We start from the raw sequence: 21,072 nt of genomic DNA on the forward strand, positions 1-21,072 counted from the left end.
GCCGTGCACGAGGGTCAGGACAGCAGGCGCAGCCGCACCGTCTCCGGGCGCGACGACAGCGCGTCGACGACGGCCTGGTCGACGGCCGAGCCGGCGTCGGTGACCACGTAGCCGAGGTCGCCGCGCGTCGCGAGGAGCTGGCCCTCGATGTTGACGCCGTGCTCGGCGAGCGTGGCGTTCACCGCGGCGAGGACCCCGGGCACGTTGTGGTGCAGGTACGCGAGGCGGTGCACGCCCGGCGGCTGGTCGAGCGCGAGGTTCGGCACGTTGACGCTGAGCGTCGTCGAGCCCGTGGACAGGTAGTCCCGCACCTTGTTCGACACGAACTGGCCGATCGCCTCCTGCGCCTCCTCGGTCGAGCCGCCCGTGTGCGGCGTGAGGATGACGTTCGGCAGGCCGCGCAGCTCGGAGTCGAACGGGTCGCCCTTGCGCTTGGGCTCGACGGGGAAGACGTCGACGGCCGCGCCGCTCACGTGACCCGACACGACGGCGTCGCGCAGGGCCGAGTAGTCGACGACGAAGCCGCGGGACAGGTTGAGGAACACCGCGCCCGGACGCATGCGCGCGAACTGCTTGGCACCGAAGAGGCCCGCGTTGCCGCTGCGGCCGTCGACGTGCAGCGTGACGATGTCGGCGGCCTCGAGCAGCTCGTCGAGCGTGTCCATGCGACGCGCGTTGCCGAGCGCGAGCTTCTCGGCCGTGTCGTAGAAGACGACGGACATGCCGAGGTTCTCGGCGAGCACCGACAGCTGGGTGCCGATGTTGCCGTAGCCGATGATGCCGAGCGTGCGGCCGCGGACCTCGTGCGCGCCGGTCGCGGACTTGTTCCACACGCCGTCGTGCATGGCCTTGTCGAACTCGGTGAGGCGGCGGGTCAGCGCGATGATCTCGGAGATCGCGATCTCGACGACCGAGCGCGTGTTCGAGAACGGCGCGTTGAACGTCGCGACACCGCGCGACGCCGCCGCGGCGAGGTCGATCTGGTTGGTGCCGATGCAGTACGCGCCGATCGCGACGAGGTCGGACGCCTGCTCGAGCACCGCGGACGTCACGTGCGTCTTGGAGCGGATGCCGAGGAGCTGGACCCCCTCCAGGGCCTCGACGAGCTCGTGCTCGTCGAGCGCACCCGTGCGGGTGGTCACGTCGTAGCCGGCGGACTCGAGGATCGAGCGCGCCTGCGGGTGGAGGTTCTCGAGCAGCAGGGCCTTGGGCACGTCCCTATGGTGCGCCCCGTCCGGCCCGCGACCCAAGACGGTCCGGCCCTCGGACACGAGCCGCCCGCGGTCGTGACGCGTCAGTCCGCCGCCCAGCCGGCGGGCAGCGGCGCGCTGTGGAGCACGCGCAGCGCACGCGTCGGGCGGGTCATCGCGACGTACAGGTCGCCCGCGGAGGCCGCGAGCACGTCGGCGGGTTCGACGAGCACGACGACGTCGAACTCGAGGCCCTTGGCCTCGCGCGGCGTGAGCAGCACGAGCGGGGCGTCGAGGTCGGCGCTCGTCGCACCGGCGCCCAGCACCGCGGGCGTGCCGGCGTCGCGCAGCGCCTCGTGCACGCGCCCCAGGTGGCCGGGCGTCGCGACGACGGCGACGCGCCCCGCGCCGGACGCGTCGGTCACCTCGGTGACCGCCTTCTCGGCGTACCGGGCCGCCGCCGCCCCGATCGCGTCGCCCCCGACGGACTCCACGACCAGGGCGTCCGGCACGTCGCGCGCCGAGGTCAGGGGGCTCACGGGCAGCCCGGCGGCGACGGCCACGCGGCGGGCCGTGTCCGCGACGACCGCGGGAGTCCGGTAGTTCACGGTGAGCTCCGCGAGCCGCCACGACGAGCGCAGCACCGGGTCGAGCATGCGCGCCCAGTCGCGCGCACCGGCGGCGGCGGTCGTCTGGGCCACGTCACCGACGATCGTGAGCGACCGCGTGGGCACGCGGCGCAGCAGGGCGCGCCACGCCATGGCCGACAGCTCCTGCGCCTCGTCGACGACGACGTGCCCGTAGGTCCAGCTGCGGTCGGCGGCGGCGCGCTCCGCGGTCGTCAGCGCGGGACCGGACGACGCGAACCGGTCGGCGAGCATCTCGGCGGACACGAGCGCGCCGCTGCCCGTCGACTCGAGCACCTGACGCGCGTACTCGAGCTCCGACTGGCGGCGCTCGGCCGCCGCGCGGGCCTGCGCGCGCACCGCCTGGTCGTCCTCGCCCAGCAGCTCGGCGGCCTCGTCGAGCAGCGGCACGTCGGCGGGCGTCCACGGGGCGTCGGGGTCGCGCGCGAGCAGCCGGCGCTGGGCGGGGGAGAGCTGCGGCGCCGCGGACTCGAGCCGCCAGGGCTTGGCCCACAGGTCGGCGAGCAGCTTCTCCGGGGTCAGCGGCATCCACGCGAGGTTGAGCGCGATGCGGATCTCGCGGGTCGTACGGAGCTCCTCGACGATCTCGCTGCGCTCGTCGGAGGGGATCTCGCCGCCGAGCTGCTGCACGTACTGCTCGGCGAGCCGCGCGAGCATGTCGCGGACGAAGCCGACGCGCGCGAGGTTGTGCGGCCGGTGGTTGCGCCGGGCCCGGGCGATCGCCGACGCGACGTCCTGCGGCCGCACGACGATCGTCCGGCCGTCGACGCGCACCGTCGTCGCCTCGGCGGGTACCCGTTGCCGGTCGCGGACGGCACGCCCGACGACCGACGCCATGACGGCGCGGCCCTTGAGCTCGGCGACCGCCTCGGGCTCGGTGCCCGTCGCGACGATGCCCGGGACGAGCTCGGCGACGGTCGTCGTGACCACCCCCGTCTCGCCCAGGGACGGGAGCACCTGGTCGATGTAGCGCAGGAACGTGCGGCTCGGCCCGACGAGCAGGACGCCGGAACGCTCGAGCACGCGCCGGTGCGCGTACAGCAGGTACGCCGCGCGGTGCAGCGCGACCGCGGTCTTGCCGGTGCCCGGCCCGCCCTGCACGACGAGGGCGCCGGTGAGCTCGTCGCGGATGATCCGGTCCTGCTCGGCCTGGATCGTCGCGACGATGTCGCCCATCCGCCCGGTCCGGCCGGCGGCCAGGCCCGCGAGCAGGGCGCCCTCGCCCGACAGGCCCGAGAGGCGCGCGTCGTCGCCGTCGGTGAGCAGGTCGAGGTCGAGCACCTCGTCCTCGACACCCGTGACCGTCCGCCCGCGCGTGACGACGTGCCGTCGCCGCACGACGCCGTCGGGGTGCGCGGCGGTGGCGCGGTAGAACGGCTGCGCCGCGGGTGCGCGCCAGTCGGTGAGCAGCGGCGACTGCTCCTCGTCGGTCAGGCCGATGCGTCCCACGTACCGGCGCACGCCGTCCTCGAGGTCGAGCCGCCCGAACACCAGGCGCTCCTCGACGGCCTCGAGCTGCGCGACGCGGTCCTCGTACAGCGTCGCGAACGCGTCGCGCTCGCTGCGGTTCTGGGGCGACCCCGAGGGACCGGACCGGCGGACCCGTGCGAGCCGGTCGCGCGTCTGGGCGCGCAGGTCGTCGAGCCGCGCGTAGAGCCCGTCGACCGTCTGCTGCTCGGCGGCGAGCTCTGCCTCGATTCCTGCCACGTGCGCGATCCTCCGTCCGCGGAACGGTGCTCCGCTCGAACCTGCCGCCCGTTCACCCGGTCGGGTCGACGGGCGCCGAAAGCGGCCGTCCATTGTCCACCACGACGGGGACGCCTCGCACCGTCCGGTCGGCGGCCCGCCCGGCGGTGGGGGACGCACGAAGGCCGCGCGGGGCCTACGCTTCCCCCAGCCCGACGAGAGGAGACCCGTGACCCACGCGACGACCGCGGGCGACGACGCCCGCGGCACCGCCACGCCCGGTCCCGTCGGCTCCCGGGATGGTGTCGTCCGGATCCTCCTGGTCGAGGACGACGACGGCGACGCCCTTCTCGTGCGGGAGCACCTGAGCGACGCCGGCCTGCCGGTCGACCTCGTGTGGGTGCGCTCCCTCGACGAGGCGCTCGAACGGCTGGACGTCGACTGCGTGCTCCTGGACCTCGGCCTGCCCGACGCGATGGGGATCGGCGCGCTCGAGCGCCTGCTCGGCGCCGGTGCCCCCGCGGTCGTGGTGCTGACGGGACTCTCAGGCGCCGACGCCGGCGTGCAGGCCGTCGCCGCGGGTGCCCAGGACTACCTCGTCAAGGGCGAGGTCGACGGCGAGCTGCTGTCGCGCTCGGTGCGGTACGCCGTCCAGCGCCGCCGGCTCGAGGAGACCGACCGCGCGCTGTACCGGAGCCTGGTGCGCGCCGAGGAGACGACGCGCCTCGAGCGGGCGCTGCTCCCGACGCCGGCCGTGCGCGACGACAAGCTCGAGGTCCGCGTCGGGTACCGCGCGGGTCGCGACGGGCTCCTCGGCGGGGACTTCTACGACGTCGTCGAGCTGCCCGACGGCCGGGTGCTCGCGCTCGTCGGCGACGTGTGCGGGCACGGTCCGGACGAGGCCGCGCTCGGCGCGACGCTCCGCACGGCGTGGCGCACGCTCGTGCTGGCCGGGACGCCGGCGGGCGACATCCTCGGACTGCTCGAGCGCGTGCTCGCGTTCGAGCGTGCGCGTCCCGAGGTGTTCACGACGGCGACGATGCTGGTCGTCGCGCCCGACCGCGCGAGCGCCGACCTCTACCAGGCGGGTCACCCCGTGCCGTTCCTGCTCGGCCCGCCGTCGGCGCTCCTGCCGACGCAGCGTCGCGGCCGCGCGCTGGGCATCCCCGTGCACGGCGGCTGGGAGCCGGAGCGGCTCGAGCTCGACGGGGACTGGCGCATCCTCATGTACACCGACGGGCTGCTCGAGGCGACGGTGCACGGCGGACCGGAGCGCGTCGGCAAGGCCGGGCTGCTCGCGGTCGTCGACCGCGTCCTCGCGACCGAGCGTCGCGGCACCGACGACGCCCGTGCCGACGACGACCCCGTCGACCTCGTCGAGCGTGTCCTGCACGAGGTCCGCGGGCTGCACGGCGGCGACCTCGTCGACGACGCCGCGGTCGTCCTGCTCGGGTGGGGTGCATGAGCGCTCCGACCACCCCCCGCGTCGGCGGGCGGGTCACGCTGCGCCGTCGCCTGCTCAGGCTGCTCGTCACGGCGGCCGCCCTCCTCGCGCTCGTCGTGGTCGGAGCCGCGCTCGTCCTCGGCCGCGTCGTCGAGCGGCAGGACGCCGTGACGCAGACGTACTTCGACGCGATCACCCAGGCCGACGGCGCGTACATCCAGCTCGTCGACGCCGAGACGTCCGTCCGGGGGTACGCGCTGACGGGCGACGAGGTGACGCTCGAGCCGTACCAGCGCGCGCTCGAGGACGACCTGTCGTTCCGGGTCCTCGCCGAGCGCGAGCGCGAGCACGGCGCCGACCCGGAGCTCACGGCCGCCGCGCAGGCCGCCGCCGACGCGGGGGCGCGCTGGAACGAGGAGTTCGCGCAGCCGACCATGGCGCAGGTCGCGTCCGAGGGCACGGCGTCCGTGACCTCCGAGGAGATCGAGGCCGGCCGGCAGCTCTTCGACGAGGCCCGTGTGCAGGCCGACGCCTACATCACCCTCCTGCGGGACCGCCGCGCGGAGGCCGTCGACGAGCTGTCGCACTGGATGCTCGTCGCGGCGCTGTCCGTCATCCTGCTGGTGGTCGCGGCGATCGGTGTCGGCGTCGCGCTCTGGGTCGCCCTGCGCCGCTGGGTGCTGGAGCCCCTGGGCGAGCTCGCGGCGGACGCCCGCGCGGTCGCGTCGGGCGAGCTCGCGCACCCGGTCGACACGACGGGTCCGGGCGAGATCGCCGACCTCGCGGACGACGTCGAGCGCATGCGCGTCGCGCTCGTGACCGAGGTGCGCGCCGTCGAGCAGTCGCGGTCCGAGATCGCCGAGGCGCACGACCAGCTCACCGCACAGGCGGAGGAGCTGCGCCGCTCGAACCGCGACCTCGAGCAGTTCGCGTACGTCGCGTCGCACGACCTGCAGGAGCCGCTGCGCAAGGTCGCGAGCTTCACGCAGCTGCTGCAGAAGCGCTACGGCGGCCAGCTCGACGAGCGTGCCGACCAGTACATCGACTTCGCCGTCGACGGCGCGAAGCGCATGCAGCGGCTCATCAACGACCTGCTCGGCTTCTCCCGCGTCGGTCGGCACGGCGGCGAGGTGACCGACGTCGACCTCGACGCGGCGTTCGCGGAGGCCGTCGACAACCTCGAGGAACGGATCGCGGAGACGGGCGCGGTCGTCACGCACGACCCGCTGCCGACCGTGCGCGGCGAGGAGGCCCTGCTCGTCCAGCTCTTCCAGAACGTCGTCGGCAACGCCGTGAAGTTCCGGGCTCCCGACCGCGTGCCGCACGTGCACGTCAGCGCGCGTCAGGTCGGCGACGAGTGGGAGCTCGAGTGCCGGGACAACGGCATCGGGATCGACGCGCAGTACGCCGAACGGGTGTTCGTGATCTTCCAGCGGCTGCACGCCAAGGACGTCTACGAGGGCACGGGCATCGGGCTCGCGCTGTGCAAGAAGATCGTCGAGTTCCACGGCGGCCGCATCTGGATCGAGCCGTCGCAGGACGTCGGGACCCGTATCCTCTGGACGTTGCCTGCACCGGCTTTCGACACCCTCACCGCCTGAACGGAGCTCCTGTGCCCTCCAGCACCAAGGTCATCGACGTCCTTCTCGTCGAGGACGACCCGGGCGACGTCCTCATGACGCGTGAGGCCTTCGAGCACAACAAGGTGCGCAACCGGCTCTGGGTCGTGGCCGACGGCGTGAGCGCCATGGAGTTCCTCCGCAAGGAGGGTGAGCACACCGACGCGCCGACGCCGGACCTGATCCTCCTCGACCTCAACCTGCCGCGCATGGACGGGCGTGAGGTGCTGCAAGCCCTCAAGGTCGACGAGTCGCTGCGGTCGATCCCGGTCGTCGTGCTCACCACCTCGGAGGCCGAGGAGGACGTGGTGCGCAGCTACTCGCTGCACGCGAACGCGTACGTCACCAAGCCCGTCGACTTCGACCGGTTCATCGACGTCGTCCGCCAGATCGACGAGTTCTTCGTCGAGGTGGTGCGTCTCCCCGGTCGCTGACCGCCCGGGGAAGACTTCCGACCGTCCCGACGTTGTGGCGGGCAGGCCCACCCGCAGCGGGTGGGTGGTCGGAGGAAGGCGAACGCCCACGATGTTGGACCCCAGCGAGATCTACGACGTCGACCCGCAGGCGGCTGCGGCGCTCGCGGAGCACGCCCGGGAGGGCTCCGGCCCGGTCCTGGTGCACGCGGTGCGCGGGTTCGTCGACGCCGGGAGCGCGGGGCAGCTCGTCGCGGAGCACCTCACGGAGGAGCTCGGCACGACACGCCTCGTGACCTTCGACGTCGACCAGCTGCTCGACTACCGCTCGCGCCGCCCCGTGATGACGTTCGACTCCACGACGTGGAGCGACTACGCGGAGCCCGAGCTCGTCGTCGACGTCCTCGAGGACGCGGCCGGCGTCCCGTTCCTGCTGCTGCACGGCTCCGAGCCCGACGTGCAGTGGGAGCGGTACGTGGCGGCCGTCCGGCAGATCGTCGAGCGCTTCGACGTGCCCCTGACGATCGGCGTGCACGGCGTGCCCATGGGCATCCCGCACACGCGCCCGATCTCCGTGACGGCCCACGCGACGCGTCCCGACCTGGTCGCCGACCACGCGTCGTGGTTCGGCCGCGTCCAGGTCCCGGCGAGCGCGAGCGCCCTCCTGGAGCTGCGCCTCGGCCAGTCCGGGCACGACGCGATGGGCTTCGCGGTGCACGTCCCGCACTACCTCGCGCAGTCGTCGTACCCGCAGGCGAGCGTCGCGGCGCTCGAGGGGATCGAGCGGGCGACGGGTCTGGACCTGCGCGTCGCCGCGCTGACCGAGGCGGCGAAGGACGCCGAGCGGGAGATCGAGCGTCAGGTCGCGGGCTCCGAGGAGGTGTCGACCGTCGTGCGTGCGCTCGAGGAGCAGTACGACGCGTTCGCCCGGAGCATCGGCCGCACGAGCCTGCTTGCCGGGACGACCGACCTGCCGACGGCGGAGGAGCTCGGTGCGGAGTTCGAGCGCTTCCTCGCCGAGCAGGGTGGCGACGACCCTCGCTGAGCCTGGCCGCGACCGTTCTGCGACCGAACGTTTACCGGATCGTTGTCGAGTCGCGCCATGCACGTGCCAGAAATCGTGGCGTGGCGTAGGTCACCGTGCGAGGATGCAGTCGTTGCAGTGACGTACTCGTTTGACCGGCGCCGGCCCGCTCACCTGGGCTTCGGTACCTTCCAGCCGCAGGGCTGGTCCACCCGGTGCAGGACGTGAGGCATTGCGGCACGGCTCGGACAGAGGGTCTGGGCCGTCACACCGGTTGGACAGAGGGAAACGGTCATGGCACAGGGTGCTGTCAAGTGGTTCAACGCCGAGAAGGGCTACGGCTTCATCGCGCAGGACGGCGGCGGCGCTGACGTCTTCGTCCACTACTCCGCGATCGACACGCAGGGCTACCGCTCGCTCGACGAGGGCCAGCGCGTCGAGTTCGAGATCACGCAGGGCGACAAGGGCCCGCAGGCGGAGCACGTCCGCCCGCTCTGACCCCGCCCGCGCGCCGGACGGGCGCGCCGCACGGTTCCCACAGGGCCGCACCTCACGAGGTGCGGCCCTGTGCGTCGTCCGGGGCACGGTCCGGGACCGAGACCGGCGCCGTGCGTGCCCCGGGTCCGGCTCCCGCCGGGTCATCAGGGCCCGGGTGCGGGTCGACGTCCGGGTCCAGCAGGACACCCGCGCCACCGGTGAACGCGACCACGTCGTCACCGTGCAGCAGTCGGGCCGGCGCGGGCAGGCTCCGCACCGCGCGGGCCAGCGCGGGGGAGCCGAGCAGCTCGGGGTCGTCGGTCGCGGCGAGCACGACGTTGCCGTAGCCACGCCCACGCAGCAGCCCGGGCTCGGCGACGACCGCCACGTCGTCGAACACGTCCGCCAGGGTCGCGGCCTCCGACCGAGCGTCGGCGAGCGGGGGCCGGTCGGCGCAGTTGACGAGGTAGACGCCGCCGGGTCGCAGCACGCGCGCGACGTCCGCCGCGACCGCGCGCGTGCGCACGTGCGCGGGCGTCGTGTCCCCGGCGAAGACGTCCCGCACGACGACGTCCGCGGACGCGTCGGCCAGCCGGGCGAGCTGCTCGCGCGCGTCGCCTGCACGGATCCGCAGCGCGGGGGCGCGCGGCAGGTCGAACCAGCCGCGGACCAGCTCGGGCAGCGCGGTGTCGAGCTCGACCGCGACCTGCTGGGACCCGGGGCGTTCCGCGTCGACCGCGCGCGCGAGCGCACAGCCGCCCGCACCGAGGTGGACGACCGACAGCGGCGAGCCGGGCGGCCCGACGCGCTCGATGACGGCCGCCATCTGCTGCATGTACTCGAACACCAGCCGCGTCGGGTCCGCGGTGTCGAGGTAGGAACTGGGCACGCCGTTGACCAGCACGGTCACGCCGTCGGGGTCGTCGGGGTCGCGCACGAGCTCGACCGTGCCGGTGGGGATCGCCACGGGTCCGGTCGGCCACGGCGTGCGGGTCGCCGCCCGCCCCGGCCGTGTGGGTCCTCGGTGCGCTCCTGAGGTGCGGCGGGCGTTCCGGTCGGGCATGCCCCCACGCTACGGCGTTGACGGGATCGAACACGTGTTCGATACTGGAGGAGGTGGAGGGAGACGCGATGGGCGCCACGACGATCGGCACGGACGGGCAGGGCGGTGTCGTGCAGCGTCTCGACGCCGCACGGACGGCGCCGCGCGCCGCGGAGCTCCTCGGCCGCGCCGACGCCGAGCTCCTCGCGGCCCAGTTCTCGTCGGAGGCGTGGGAGCAGTTCTCGCACGCGCACCTCGCGGCGCTGCGGGCGGGCGCCGCCGTCATCGCCTCGCGCGGCCGTCCGGCGGGTCGTCGCGCGCTGCGGACCGTCTGGGAGATCCTCGACGTCGTGGCACCCGAGCTCGCGACCTGGAGCGGCTACTTCGCGGACGCGGCCCCGCTGCGGTCGGCGGTCGACGCCGGCCGTTTCGACGCCGTCACCCCGGCGCGCGCCGAGCAGGCGGTGTGCGCAGCCGAGGACTTCGTCGACGCCGCGCGCGCCCTGGTCGAGGCGTCGTCGACCGCGCTGCCGGGTGCACCGCGCATGCTCGCGGTGACGGCCTCGTGAGCCGAGGCCCACGGGCCGCCGCGGCCCGACGTGACTGGGGTCGCGAGGAGGACGGCTGCTCGATCCTGCACGTCGACATGGACGCGTTCTTCGCCTCCGTCGAGCTCGCGCGGCGGCCACAGCTGCGCGGGCTCCCCGTCATCGTCGGGGGCGCGCAGCGCGGCGTCGTGCTCGCGGCGACCTACGAGGCACGGGCCTTCGGCGTGCACTCGGCGATGCCGATGACAGCGGCGCTGCGCATGTGCCCGCAGGCCGTCGTCGTCCCGCCCGACCACACCGCGTACCGCGACGTCTCGCAGGGCGTCATGCGGATCCTGCACGACGTGACGGCGCTCGTGGAGCAGGTCAGCGTCGACGAAGCGTTCCTCGACGTCGCGGGCGCGCGACGCCGGCTCGGCCCTCCGACCACGATCGCGGCGGAGATCCGGCGGCGGGTGCACGCCGAGTTCGGCATCACGTGCTCGGTCGGCATCGCCGCGAACAAGTTCGTCGCCAAGCTCGCGTCCGGCCACGCCAAGCCCGACGGCGTCCTGCTCGTGCCCCGTGCGGCGACGCTCGACTTCCTGCGGGTGCTGCCCGTCGGCGCGCTCTGGGGCGTGGGGGAGCGGACGGAGGCCGCGCTCGCGCGCTGGGGCATCCGGACGGTCGCGGAGCTCGCGGACAGCGACGTCGCGACCGTGCAGCGCGCGGTCGGCAAGGTGGCCGGCGCGCACCTGTTCGACCTCTCGTGGGGGCGGGACCCGCGACCCGTGCAGCCGCACCGCGAGGAGAAGTCGATCGGCGCCGAGGAGACGTTCGCCGAGGACGTCGCCGACCTCGGGGTCGTCCAGGCCAAGGTGCTCGAGCTCGCCGACCGGTGCGCGACGCGCCTGCGGCACAAGGAGCTCGTCGCCCGGACGGTGACCGTCAAGGTCCGCACGTCCGACTTCCGCACGCTGACGCGCTCACGGACGCTCACCACGCCGAGCGACGTCGGCCGCGAGCTCTACCTCGTCGCCCGCGAGCTCGTCGCCGGTGCGGACCTCGGCGGGCTGCCGGTGCGGCTCGTCGGCGTGCGCGCCGAGGGTCTCGAGCCCGCCGCGGCGACCGTCCGGCAGCCGACGCTCGAGGAGGCCGTCGCGGAGCCGACGCCCGACCGACGGGACGCCGAACGGGTGATGGACGAGGTGCGCGCCCGGTTCGGGGCCGCTGCCATCAGGACAGGTGTCCATTCATCCGACCCTGAGGCGCGCTCGACTACCACCTTCGTTCCCGCGGATCTATCCTGAACCCGTCACGGATCCACAGCCCAACGGGGGTCGGAATGCCTCTCTCCGAGTACGAGCAGCGCGTACTTGAGCAGATGGAGCGCCAGCTCACCTCTGACGACCCGCGCTTGGCCAACACGCTCACCCAGCGTGGCCGCCGGCCCGTCAGTCGGTACCTCATCGCCGGCGGCGGCGCAGCCGTCGGCCTGCTCCTGCTCGTGCTCGGTGCCGCGGGAAGTCTTCCGTGGCTCGGCGTCGTCGGTTTCGTCGTGATGTTCGCGGGCGTTGCGTTCGCGTTCGCCGACCCGCACCGCGGCGCGCGACGGCACGGCCCGCAGGGCGTCGTCCAGGCGGACGGTGCCGTCCGTCGGGCTCCGCAGGCGCGCAAGAGCGGTTTCATGTCGCGGCTCGAGGAGCGCTGGGACCGTCGCCGGGGTCAGCAGGGTCGCTGATCCGCCGCGCTTACTCCCGGGCGCACGCGACCGCGAGCACGCGGTCGCCGTTCACCGGGCGTCGTCACCAGTGAGTCGGTGGGCGCGCCCTCCCTCGTCCCGCGACGGGACGTCGTCCTGTCGCCGGACCTCTTCCTGTCGCGAGGTCGAGCCTCGTCTTCCTGTCGCGAGGTCGAACCCTCACCGACCGGACGTCAGGACGAGGACCGGGACGCCCCCGTGAGCACCGACCCCACGCCGTCGACGATCTCGTCCGTCCACCGCACGAGCTGGTCGGGGTCCACGTCGCCCGGGACCGGCGCGTACCGCTGACGCTCGACGGTCCGCGCGAGCGCACGCAGGGCGGCCGCGGTGACCTCGTCGAGGTCGGCCCCCGACGTGGCGCGGACCTGGTCGTGCACGGCCGCGACCGCGTCGCGCGGTGTCGTCGAGTCCGACCACGACACTCCCTTCGCGGCGAGCCGCCGACGGGTCCGCAGCCAGGCGCGCTCGGGTGTCTCGTCGGCGCGGGTCCGCGTGCGACGCCGGACGAGCGACAGGCCGACGACGACGAGGACGAGCACGATCCCCCCGATGACGCCCACTCGGGTCCAGCTCGCGCCGGCCTCCTCCTGGGCGGTCGGGCCGGACGGCACGGGTGCGGTCGTGGCGGCACCGGTCGGCGCGGCGGCCGCGGAGGGGATCGCCTCGTCGGGCTGGCTCGCGGGCGCGTCGACGGCGCTGAACGGGTCGCTCCAGACCGGCGGGAGCCCTGCCTGGATCGCGGGCGTCGGCTCGAACCGCACCCAGCCCTGGTCGGCGAAGTACAGCTCGGGCCACGCGTGCGACTTGCGACCGGTGACGACGTACTGGCCGTCGCCGTTCGCGTCGCCAGGGAGGAAGCCGACACCGACGCGCGCGGGGATGCCGAGCATGCGGGCCATGAGCGTCATCGACGTGGCGAACTGCACGCAGTACCCGCGCCGTGACTGCAGGAAGTCCCACACGGCGTCCTCGGTGCGCGCGGGCGCGATCCGGGTGTCGTACGTGAAGTTGGTGCCGGCCCGGAAGTAGGACTGCAGCGCCATCGCCTGCTGGTACGGGGTCTCGGCGTCGGCCGTGATCTCGCGTGCGAGGTCGGCGATCTGCTCGCGGTGGTCGGTGCCGGGCACCTCGAGGGAGGCGCCGCCGTCGTCGGGCGTGCCGACGGGCGCGTCCTCGAGGTCGTCCGGCATGAGGTCGGGGACCTCGACGACCATCGAGTAGCGCATGCCGTCGAAGGTGCTGCGGCGCCCGACGACCTCGTCGCGCAGCTCGTCGTAGCTCCAGCCGCCCTCGACGGTGACCGTACGGGGGAAGGTGCTCACGGGCAGGCGTCGTTCGCGGAGTGCGCCGACCTCGACGTCGACGGTGGCCAGGGAGCCGCGGGTGGCGTCCGGGGCGCCGCCGCGCAGGGCGGGGTCCGAGGCGAGGAGCTCGCCGGGCTCCCACGTGGACAGGTCGAGGGTGTCGTCGCGCTGCCACTCCCGGCCGTCGAAGGTCGTGAGCGTGAAGGCGCGCAGCGGGCCCACGATGCGCGCGGTGACGACGACGGCGTCGTCGGTGGGTGCGGGGACCGGGACCTCGAGGGCACCGGTCGCGTCCTCGTCCGGCTCGGCGCTCGCCTCGGCGGCGGCGGCGTCCTCGGGCGACACGACGGTGTACCGCAGCACGACCTGACCGGAGCGGGTGCCGAGGCTCTCGCGCAGGTCCAGGTTGTCGGACAGCTGGAGAGGACCGACCGGGCCGTTGCCGAACGTGGGCAGCGCGAGCGACGCCCATCCCGGCAGCGCGGCGACCACGGGACCGGCGACCAGCGCGAGCACGACGACGGCGACGGCTCCGGCGAGCGCTCCGCCGGTCCGACGGGCGCGGTCGCTGTGCGCGGTCGTCGGCGTGGCGCTGAGCGCGAGCAGCAGCAGGTAGGCGAGGCCGGTCCAGGCGACCGCCCAGCTGCTCGCGGGGAAGCCGAGCACCACCGTCGGCGTCCACAGCGCGAGGAGCGGGATCCCGGCGAGCGCGGGGATGCCGATCCCGACGGCCACGAGGTCGGTGACGAGGAGCACGGTGACGGCGCCGGCGACGACGAGCAGCTCGGCGGGTCGGACGCCCGCCATCGGGACCAGCGACGCGTTGATCACAGCGGCACCCTCACGGGCGGTCGCGAGCGTGCGGTCGAGCGAGCCGAGGTCGGGCAGGACCTGGATGCGGCCCGGGGGAGCGCCGTACCGGACGAGCAGCCCGGCGGCGAGGACGACGAACCCGACGAGGGTCGGTGCCCACCAGGACCGGGTGACGGCGCGCGTCCCGGCCACGACCCCGGCGACGAGGAGCACCGCGACCCAGGTGACGGTGAGCCAGCGGCCGGGCTCGATGAGGTTGGACAGCGCGGTGACGGCGGCGCACGTCGCGATCGCGCACAGCGCGGTGGCGATCAGGCTGCGGGGGCCGCGCGGGACGCGCCCGGGGGCGGCGTTCACCGGGCGCTCCCGAGCAGCCGCAGCCAGCAGCCGACGATGTCCTCGCCGGGGGAGACCGTGCACGCGCGCCATCCCGCCCGGCGCAGGGCGTGCACGGTGTGCTGCGCCTCGCGCTCGTGCGCGGGCGACGCGCCGTCGGCCCGGACGACGGCCCAGCCCTGGGCGTCGTCGGCGACGTGCGCGAGCGCGGCGCGCGCGCTCGCGCCGAGCGGGCCCAGGACCGCGAGCACGATCTCGCCGCCCGCGTCGGTCGTCTCGAGCAGGTGCGCCGCGTCGAGCAGGTGGCTCTCGGCCTCGTCGGACGTGCGAGGCGCCTCGAGGTCGACGGTCGAGTCGAGCAGCGCGGTGCGTGCGGTCGGGCCGGTGCGCGCCTGGTGGAACGTCGACGGGGTCCCGGCCCGCCCGCCGACGAGCCGGACGGGGTGGCCGCCGTCGAGCATCGCGAGCGCCATCGACGCGGCGAGCGAGATGGTCCACTCGAGCGCGGTCAGCTTCGCGGGCAGGTCGAGGAGCACCGACACCGGGCGCATCCCGGCGCGCTCGTCCGAGCGGACCATGAGGGCCCCGCGGCGTGCGCTGCTGCGCCAGTGCACGCGACGCAGGTCGTCGCCCTCGCGGTAGTCGCGCAGCGACGCGTCGTCCGTCGACGGCGTGCGGGCCCCGAGCGCGACGCGGTCCGGCTCGCCCACGAGCACGTCGGACGCGGTGGGCAGCGGGACGACGGCGGGCCACACGACGACCTCGGCGTGGTCGCCGAGCGTCGCGCTGGACCGGGCCACGCCGAACGGGTCGCCGCGCGTGACGACGAGCGGGCCGAGCTGCCAGCGCCCGCGCCGGGCCGCGTCGACCTGGTAGGAGACGGTGACCTGCTGCGGCGATCGCTGGACGCGCGCGCGCAGCGGACGCCCGCCGGAGAGCTCGGTGGCCGCCTGCTCGGAGAACCGCAGACCGGCGAGACGCACGCGCGCGGCGGGGTCGGACGCCTTGATCCGCACGTCGACGCGCGCGTGCTCACCGGCGTGGACCGGGTTGGGCTGGACGTCGCGCGCGACGGCGAGCCGGTGCCGCCCGCGGCCCGGGTCGAGCATCCCGACGAGGACGCACGCCCCGACGACGAGCAGCACGACGAGCGTGCCGATGCGCACGAGGTCGACGGCACCGAGCCCGACGCCGAGGAGCCCGAGGGCGACCCCGCCGAGCCCGAGCGCCCAGCCTCGACGGGTGGGCCGCAGGCCCATCAGCCGATGGCGCGTCGGGCGCGCGAGGCGGTCGCGGTCAGCGACGCGGGCACGGGGAGCGGCGTGCGCTCCACGATGTCGGCGACGATGTCGCTCGTGCTGCGCCCGGAGAGCCGGGACTCGGTGCTGGGCAGGAGGCGGTGCGCGAGCACGGGCTCGGCGAGCCGCTGCACGTCGTCGGGCAGGACGTGGTCGCGCCCGTCCATCGCGGCGACCGACTTGGCGGCGCGCAGCAGCTGGATCGCGGCGCGGGGGGACGCCCCGAGCCGCAGCCCGTGGTCCTGGCGCGTCGCGGTGACGAGGTCGACGACGTACCGCTTGACGGCGGGTGCGGCGAAGAGGCGGCGCGTGGTGCCGATGAGCCGGGCGACCGCCTCGGCGTCGGTCACGGGGCGCAGCTGGTCGAGCGGGTCGGACGTCTCCTGCAGGTCGAGCATGTCGAGCTCGGACTCGACGCTCGGGTACCCGACGGTGAGCCGTGCCATGAAGCGGTCGCGCTGCGCCTCGGGCAGCGGGTAGGTCCCCTCCATCTCGACGGGGTTCTGCGTCGCGACGACGAGGAACGGCCGGGGGAGCGGGTAGGTGCGGCCGTCGACGGTGGCCTGCGCCTCCTGCATGCACTCGAGGAGCGCCGACTGCGTCTTGGGCGAGGCGCGGTTGATCTCGTCGCCGATGACCACGTGCGCGAAGACGGGTCCGGGCCGGAACTCGAACTCGTGCGTCTGCGTGCGGAAGATGTTGACGCCGGTGAGGTCGCTCGGCAGCAGGTCGGGCGTGAACTGGATGCGGCCGACCGGGCAGTCGATCGTGCGCGCGACCGCCTTGGCCAGCGTCGTCTTGCCGACGCCGGGGACGTCCTCGAGGAGGATGTGCCCTTCCGCGAGCAGCACGGCGAGCGTGGTCCGGACCAGGTCCGGACGCCCGGTGACGACGGACTCGATGCCGGCGCGCATCCGGTCGGTGGTGTCGACGACGTCGTCGAGCTCGCTCGACGACGGCACGGCCTGCAGCATGACGCCTCCCTTGGCGGAACTGTGACGAGCCTAAAGGAATCAGGCCCGCGCCGACCGGGAGTCCTTCCCCCACTTCCCTCCACCGGCGGGCGAAACCTCACCACGTCTCGCCCGGGGGCGTGTGCCGAATCGCGGAGTTCCGCCCGAAGAGCGCGGTTCTCGTCCCTGGCGCGACACGCCCCAGACGGGTGAACCCCCAATTCCGCTCCACTTCCCTCCACCGCCCCTGACCTGCATGTTCACCGTTCCCGACGGGTGAATTCACGCGCCTTTCCAGTGGCGGGTGGAGGGAAGTGGAGTACCGTGGAGGCACGTGGTGAGGCGGGGGGAACCCGCGACAGTGACCGGGAGGGAGGCGTGGTGACGCATGACTCGTCGACCGGCCTCTTCGGGTCCTTCGCGCCCTTCCTCGGGACGTACACACCGCGCCTGGACGACAAGGGCCGGCTCATCCTCCCGGCCAAGTTCCGCGGCCAGCTCGCCCCGGGGCTCGTCATGACGCGCGGGCAGGAGCGCTGCCTCTTCCTGCTGCCGATGGACGAGTTCCGTCGCATGCACGACCAGCTGCGGCAGGCGCCGGTGACCAGCAAGCAGGCGCGCGACTACCTGCGCGTGTTCCTGTCGGGGGCGAGCGACGAGCTGCCCGACAAGCAGGGCCGCATCTCGATCCCGCCGGTGCTGCGCAAGTACGCCGGGCTGGACCGGGACGTGGCCGTCATCGGCGCGGGCACCCGCGTCGAGATCTGGGACCTGCAGGCGTGGGAGACGTACCTCGCCGAGCAGGAGGCCGGCTACGCCGACACGGCGGAGGAGGTCTTCCCGAACGGGCCGTTCTGAGCACCACGGCCCACGTCCCGCCCCTGCCCGTCCCACGAACCCTCGCTCCGCCCGTCGAGACCTCCCCCCGTCCGCTCTGGCGCACTTCCCCGGTGCCAGAGGGTCGGTGGGGGATCTGGCCGGACGGCGGAGGGACCGTCCGACCACCACCCCACACCCCCGAGACCGGGGACACCCGTACCCGCATCCGGCGCACCGGAAGGAGGCAGCGATGGACGAGCGACGCGACGACGCCGCCACCCGGCACACGCCGGTCCTGCTCCAGCGCTGCCTCGACCTGCTCGCGCCCGCGCTCGCCGCGGAGGGTGCCGTCATGGTCGACTCGACGCTCGGCATGGGCGGGCACACCGAGGGCGTGCTGCGCGCGTTCCCGCACGTCCGCGTCGTCGGCATCGACCGCGACCCGCAGGCGCTCGACCTCGCGGGCCGCCGGCTCGCGCCGTTCGGCGAGCGGTTCACGGCGGTGCACGCGGTCTACGACGAGATCGGGGACGTGCTCGACGACCTCGGCCTCGCGCACGTGCAGGGCGTCCTCATGGACCTCGGCGTCTCGTCGCTGCAGCTCGACGAGCGCGAGCGCGGCTTCTCCTACGCCCACGACGCACCGCTCGACATGCGGATGGACCCCACGCGCGGTCTCACGGCGGCGGACGTCGTCAACACGTACGAGGAGCGCGAGATCGCGCGCGTCCTGCGCGAGTACGGCGAGGAGCGGTTCGCGCCGCGCATCGCCCGCTCGATCGTCCGGGCACGTGAGAAGGCGCCCCTGGCCCGCACCGGCGAGCTCGTGGACCTGGTCCGCGCGGCGATCCCGGCGGCGACGCGCAAGACGGGCGGTCACCCGGCCAAGCGCACGTTCCAGGCGCTGCGCATCGAGGTCAACGGCGAGCTCGAGGTCCTCGAGCGGGCGCTCCCGGCGTCGGTCGAGGCCCTCGCCGTCGGCGGCCGGATCGTCGTCGAGGCGTACCACTCGCTCGAGGACCGGCTGGTCAAGCGGACGTTCGCCGCGGGCGCCACCTCGAGCGCCCCGCCCGACCTGCCGGTCGAGCCCGAGACCCACGCGCCGTACCTGCGGCTCGTCACGCGCGGTGCGGAGGAGGCCGACGAGGCCGAGCTCGCCGCGAACCCCCGCTCGCAGTCCGTGCGCCTGCGCGCCGCCGAGCGGACCCGACCGACCCCCGACCACCTCCGTGGTGGCACCCCTGGCAGGAGGGCAGCATGAGCGCAGAGGCGACGGCGCGGGTCAGCGCCGCTCGGGCGTACCCCGCGGCACGGCCGCAGCCCGCACCGGCACCGCGGCTGCGGCTCGTCCGGGCACCGCAGACGGCGCGCACGCGCGTGCCGTTCGTGCTGGCCTGCATGGCCGTGCTGACGCTCGCGCTCGTGTCGGCGCTGCTGCTCAACACGCAGATGGCGCAGGGCGCGTACGAGAAGTACGGCCTGACGAACGAGCTCGGCCGGCTCAACCAGGACGCGAAGGACCTCCAGGCGCAGCTCGACCAGAAGGCGTCGCCGGCGCAGCTCGCCGCGGCGGCGCGTGCGCTCGGCATGGTGCCCGCCGACGGCACCGGCTGGGTCCGGGTCGCCGACGGCACCGTGCAGGGCTCGCCGGCGCCGGCAGCCGCGGGCGGATGACGACGCGCGTCGGCGGGTCGCCGCGGGTCCAGCCCCGTCGCCCGCAGACTGGGGGCATGCCACCGCACCGCACGTCGAGCGCGCCCACGCGCGGCGGGTCGGCGCGGCAGGCGTCCCCGCGACCGGCGGCGCAGCCGCGCACGATCGACGTCGTCCCGCGCCCCCGGACCGGTGCGGCCGCGCCACGCCGTGGCGGCGGTGCGCCTGTCCGTGGAGGCGGGGGAGGCCGTCCGCCGAGGAACGTGCGCACGGGCGGGCGTCCGCGGATGGCGTTCCTCACCGTGGTCGTGCTCCTCGTCCTCTCGGTGTTCACCGGGCGGCTCGTGTGGGTGCAGGGCATCCGTGGCGACGCGATCGCGGCGGAGGCGCGCGAGAAGCGCATGACGTCGTTCGAGGTGCTCGGCGCGCGCGGCGAGATCACCGACGCCGAGGGGCGTCCGCTCGCGATGTCCGTCGAGCGCTACGACATCTCGGTGAACCAGCGGCAGGTCGGTGAGTACAAGAGCACCGGCACGCCCGAGGTGCCCGACGGCGCCGCCGGGGTCGCGCAGCGCCTCGCGCCCATCCTCGGCAAGAGCCCGGCCGAGGTCGGCGGGATGCTCGTGGGCGACCGCCAGTTCCGCTACATCGCGAAGAACGTGGAGCCGACCGTCGCGCGCGAGATCCGCGCGCTGAAGCTGCCCGGCATCCAGATCGACAAGGTGGCCGAGCGCGTCTACCCGAACGGTGACCTCGCGGGCAACGTCATCGGGTTCGTGAACTCGAGCGGCGTGGGCCTCGAGGGCCTCGAACGGTCGCTCGACGACCGGCTCGCGGGCTCGCCGGGCGAGGAGACCTACGAGCGCGGGCGCAAGGGTCAGCCGATCCCCGGCGGGTACTCGGCGGGCTCCCCGGCGCAGCAGGGCGACTCGGTGCAGCTCACGATCCTGTCGGACCTGCAGTTCAAGGCGCAGGAGGCGCTGTCGGCCGCGGTCGCGTCGACGGGCGCCGACGGCGGCACGGTGGTCGTGCTCGACACGCGCACCGGCGAGGTGCTGGCCCTGGCCGACTCCGGCTCGGTGGACCCGAACGACCCGGGCGACAGCACCGGCGGCTCGCTGGCCAGCTCGGTGTCCGACGTCTTCGAGCCGGGGTCGACGGGCAAGGTCATCACGATGGCCGCGGCGCTCGACGCCGGGCTCGTCACCCCGCTCACGCAGTTCGAGGTGCCGTACACCTACACGACGGAGAACGGCGAGACGTTCAAGGACTCGCACGAGCACGGGCTGCTCCGCCTCACGACGACGGGCGTGCTCGCCGAGTCGTCGAACACGGGCACCGTCATGATCGGGCAGAACCTGCCGCAGCAGACCCGGCACGACTACCTCACGAAGTTCGGCTTCGGTGCGCGCACGGGCATCGAGCTGCCGGGGGAGTCGCCCGGCATCCTGCGGTCGTGGGAGACGTGGGACAGCTGGGACCGCCGCTCCAAGTTCGCCGTGCTGTTCGGGCAGGCGGTGTCGGTGACCGCGCTGCAGGCCACGCAGGTGTTCGCGACGATCGCGAACGGCGGTGTCCGCGTCCAGCCGCACATCATCAAGGGCTGGACGGCGGCCGACGGCACCTACACGCCCGAGCCCGCCGCGGCGACCACGCAGGTCGTCTCGCCGCAGACCGCGGCGACCGTCCTCACGATGATGGAGAGCGTCGTCGACGACGGCACCGGCGGGAGCGCCGCGATCCCGGGCTACCGGGTCGCCGGCAAGACGGGCACCGCGCAGAACTGGGTCAAGGGCCACCAGGGCATCACGGCGTCGTTCATCGGCGTCGCGCCCGTCGACTCGCCCCGCATCGCGGTGAGCGTGATCCTGCACAACCCGCGCACGTCCATCTACGGCGGCACGGTCGCCGCCCCCGTCTTCCGCGACGTCGCCGGGTTCGCGCTCGGCGAGCTCGGCGTGCCGCCGTCGGGAAGCCAGGCGCAGCTCTTCCCGACGACGTGGTGAGCGTGCTCACGGCGGCCCCGGACGCGGCGTGGTGGGGGTCCGACCGGGGTAGATTC

The 21,072-nt window shown here is 74.3% G+C and carries 18 protein-coding genes; 12 read left to right on the top strand and 6 right to left on the bottom strand.

Going from position 1 to position 21,072, the window contains the following annotated elements:
• Positions 1-14: 14 nt before the first annotated feature.
• Both serA and KOV94_RS17445 read right to left on the bottom strand, forming a co-directional pair.
• On the bottom strand, positions 15-1,214 hold the full coding sequence (gene serA, locus KOV94_RS17440) for a phosphoglycerate dehydrogenase (protein WP_124342214.1): 1,200 nt from the start codon (positions 1,212-1,214) through the stop codon (positions 15-17).
• Between the two features lie 80 nt (positions 1,215-1,294).
• Positions 1,295-3,544, bottom strand: a complete 2,250-nt coding sequence (locus KOV94_RS17445; protein ID WP_218052738.1) for a HelD family protein — start codon at positions 3,542-3,544, stop codon at positions 1,295-1,297.
• A gap of 208 nt (positions 3,545-3,752) precedes the next feature.
• Between KOV94_RS17445 and KOV94_RS17450 the strand changes: the two genes are divergently transcribed.
• The 5 genes from KOV94_RS17450 (at position 3,753) to KOV94_RS17470 (ending at position 8,521) form a co-directional block, all read left to right on the top strand.
• Entirely contained in the window at positions 3,753-4,988 is a 1,236-nt protein-coding gene (locus tag KOV94_RS17450; protein ID WP_124342216.1) for a PP2C family protein-serine/threonine phosphatase, read from the top strand.
• A complete protein-coding gene (locus KOV94_RS17455) occupies positions 4,985-6,568 on the top strand; it encodes a sensor histidine kinase (protein WP_218052739.1) in 1,584 nt (527 codons plus the stop codon). Before KOV94_RS17450 ends, KOV94_RS17455 begins: the two co-directional genes overlap by 4 nt.
• Before the next feature lie 11 nt (positions 6,569-6,579).
• Complete coding sequence (locus tag KOV94_RS17460; protein WP_124342218.1) at positions 6,580-7,020, top strand: response regulator; 441 nt, start codon at positions 6,580-6,582, stop codon at positions 7,018-7,020.
• A 91-nt stretch (positions 7,021-7,111) separates the two neighbouring features.
• Positions 7,112-8,044 carry a proteasome assembly chaperone family protein gene (locus KOV94_RS17465; RefSeq protein ID WP_124342219.1) on the top strand — a complete coding sequence of 311 codons (933 nt, stop codon included), beginning with the start codon at positions 7,112-7,114 and terminating at the stop codon, positions 8,042-8,044.
• Positions 8,045-8,317: 273 nt separating this feature from the next.
• Entirely contained in the window at positions 8,318-8,521 is a 204-nt protein-coding gene (locus tag KOV94_RS17470; protein WP_013770758.1) for a cold-shock protein, read from the top strand.
• Positions 8,522-8,573: 52 nt separating this feature from the next.
• On the opposite strand, the gene KOV94_RS17475 is transcribed toward KOV94_RS17470, so the two are convergent.
• On the bottom strand, positions 8,574-9,467 hold the full coding sequence (locus KOV94_RS17475) for a spermidine synthase (protein WP_308160628.1): 894 nt from the start codon (positions 9,465-9,467) through the stop codon (positions 8,574-8,576).
• A gap of 164 nt (positions 9,468-9,631) precedes the next feature.
• Between KOV94_RS17475 and KOV94_RS17480 the strand changes: the two genes are divergently transcribed.
• From KOV94_RS17480 to KOV94_RS17490, 3 genes are read left to right on the top strand one after another with little or no spacing between them, the layout of a single operon-like run.
• Entirely contained in the window at positions 9,632-10,111 is a 480-nt protein-coding gene (locus tag KOV94_RS17480) for an SAV_6107 family HEPN domain-containing protein (protein ID WP_218052741.1), read from the top strand.
• Positions 10,108-11,379 (top strand): DNA polymerase IV, encoded by a 1,272-nt coding sequence (locus KOV94_RS17485; RefSeq protein ID WP_124342221.1) that lies wholly within the window; start codon positions 10,108-10,110, stop codon positions 11,377-11,379. The genes KOV94_RS17480 and KOV94_RS17485 overlap by 4 nt, the downstream gene beginning before the upstream one ends.
• Positions 11,380-11,414: 35 nt before the next feature.
• Positions 11,415-11,810, top strand: coding sequence for an SCO2097 family morphological protein (locus tag KOV94_RS17490; protein ID WP_124342222.1), 396 nt, complete (start codon positions 11,415-11,417; stop codon positions 11,808-11,810).
• 194 nt (positions 11,811-12,004) lie between these two features.
• Here the strand turns inward: KOV94_RS17490 and KOV94_RS17495 are convergent, their stop codons facing one another.
• The 3 genes from KOV94_RS17495 to KOV94_RS17505 are packed head-to-tail and all read right to left on the bottom strand — an operon-like array spanning position 12,005 to position 16,559.
• Entirely contained in the window at positions 12,005-14,308 is a 2,304-nt protein-coding gene (locus tag KOV94_RS17495) for a transglutaminase TgpA family protein (RefSeq protein ID WP_218052742.1), read from the bottom strand.
• Positions 14,305-15,546: a DUF58 domain-containing protein gene (locus KOV94_RS17500; protein WP_124342224.1), complete on the bottom strand. Its 1,242-nt coding sequence runs from the start codon at positions 15,544-15,546 to the stop codon at positions 14,305-14,307. The genes KOV94_RS17495 and KOV94_RS17500 overlap by 4 nt, the downstream gene beginning before the upstream one ends.
• Positions 15,546-16,559, bottom strand: coding sequence for an AAA family ATPase (locus KOV94_RS17505; RefSeq protein WP_124342225.1), 1,014 nt, complete (start codon positions 16,557-16,559; stop codon positions 15,546-15,548). The genes KOV94_RS17500 and KOV94_RS17505 overlap by 1 nt, the downstream gene beginning before the upstream one ends.
• Before the next feature lie 360 nt (positions 16,560-16,919).
• Here KOV94_RS17505 and mraZ point away from each other — a divergent pair, with 360 nt between their 5' ends.
• The 4 genes from mraZ to KOV94_RS17525 all read left to right on the top strand — a co-directional run bounded on the left by mraZ (position 16,920) and on the right by KOV94_RS17525 (position 21,016).
• Positions 16,920-17,396, top strand: a complete 477-nt coding sequence (gene mraZ, locus KOV94_RS17510; RefSeq protein WP_124342229.1) for a division/cell wall cluster transcriptional repressor MraZ — start codon at positions 16,920-16,922, stop codon at positions 17,394-17,396.
• A gap of 211 nt (positions 17,397-17,607) precedes the next feature.
• The gene (rsmH, locus tag KOV94_RS17515) at positions 17,608-18,618 is read left to right on the top strand and encodes a 16S rRNA (cytosine(1402)-N(4))-methyltransferase RsmH (RefSeq protein ID WP_124342226.1); all 1,011 of its coding nucleotides are present in this window, start codon (positions 17,608-17,610) and stop codon (positions 18,616-18,618) included.
• Positions 18,615-19,031 carry a cell division protein FtsL gene (gene ftsL / locus KOV94_RS17520; RefSeq protein WP_162351733.1) on the top strand — a complete coding sequence of 139 codons (417 nt, stop codon included), beginning with the start codon at positions 18,615-18,617 and terminating at the stop codon, positions 19,029-19,031. Before rsmH ends, ftsL begins: the two co-directional genes overlap by 4 nt.
• A gap of 266 nt (positions 19,032-19,297) precedes the next feature.
• Positions 19,298-21,016 (top strand): peptidoglycan D,D-transpeptidase FtsI family protein, encoded by a 1,719-nt coding sequence (locus tag KOV94_RS17525; protein WP_124343951.1) that lies wholly within the window; start codon positions 19,298-19,300, stop codon positions 21,014-21,016.
• The last annotated feature ends 56 nt before the right edge of the window (positions 21,017-21,072 follow it).

This window comes from Cellulomonas algicola, assembly GCF_019024305.1.
GTDB lineage: Bacteria > Actinomycetota > Actinomycetes > Actinomycetales > Cellulomonadaceae > Cellulomonas > Cellulomonas algicola.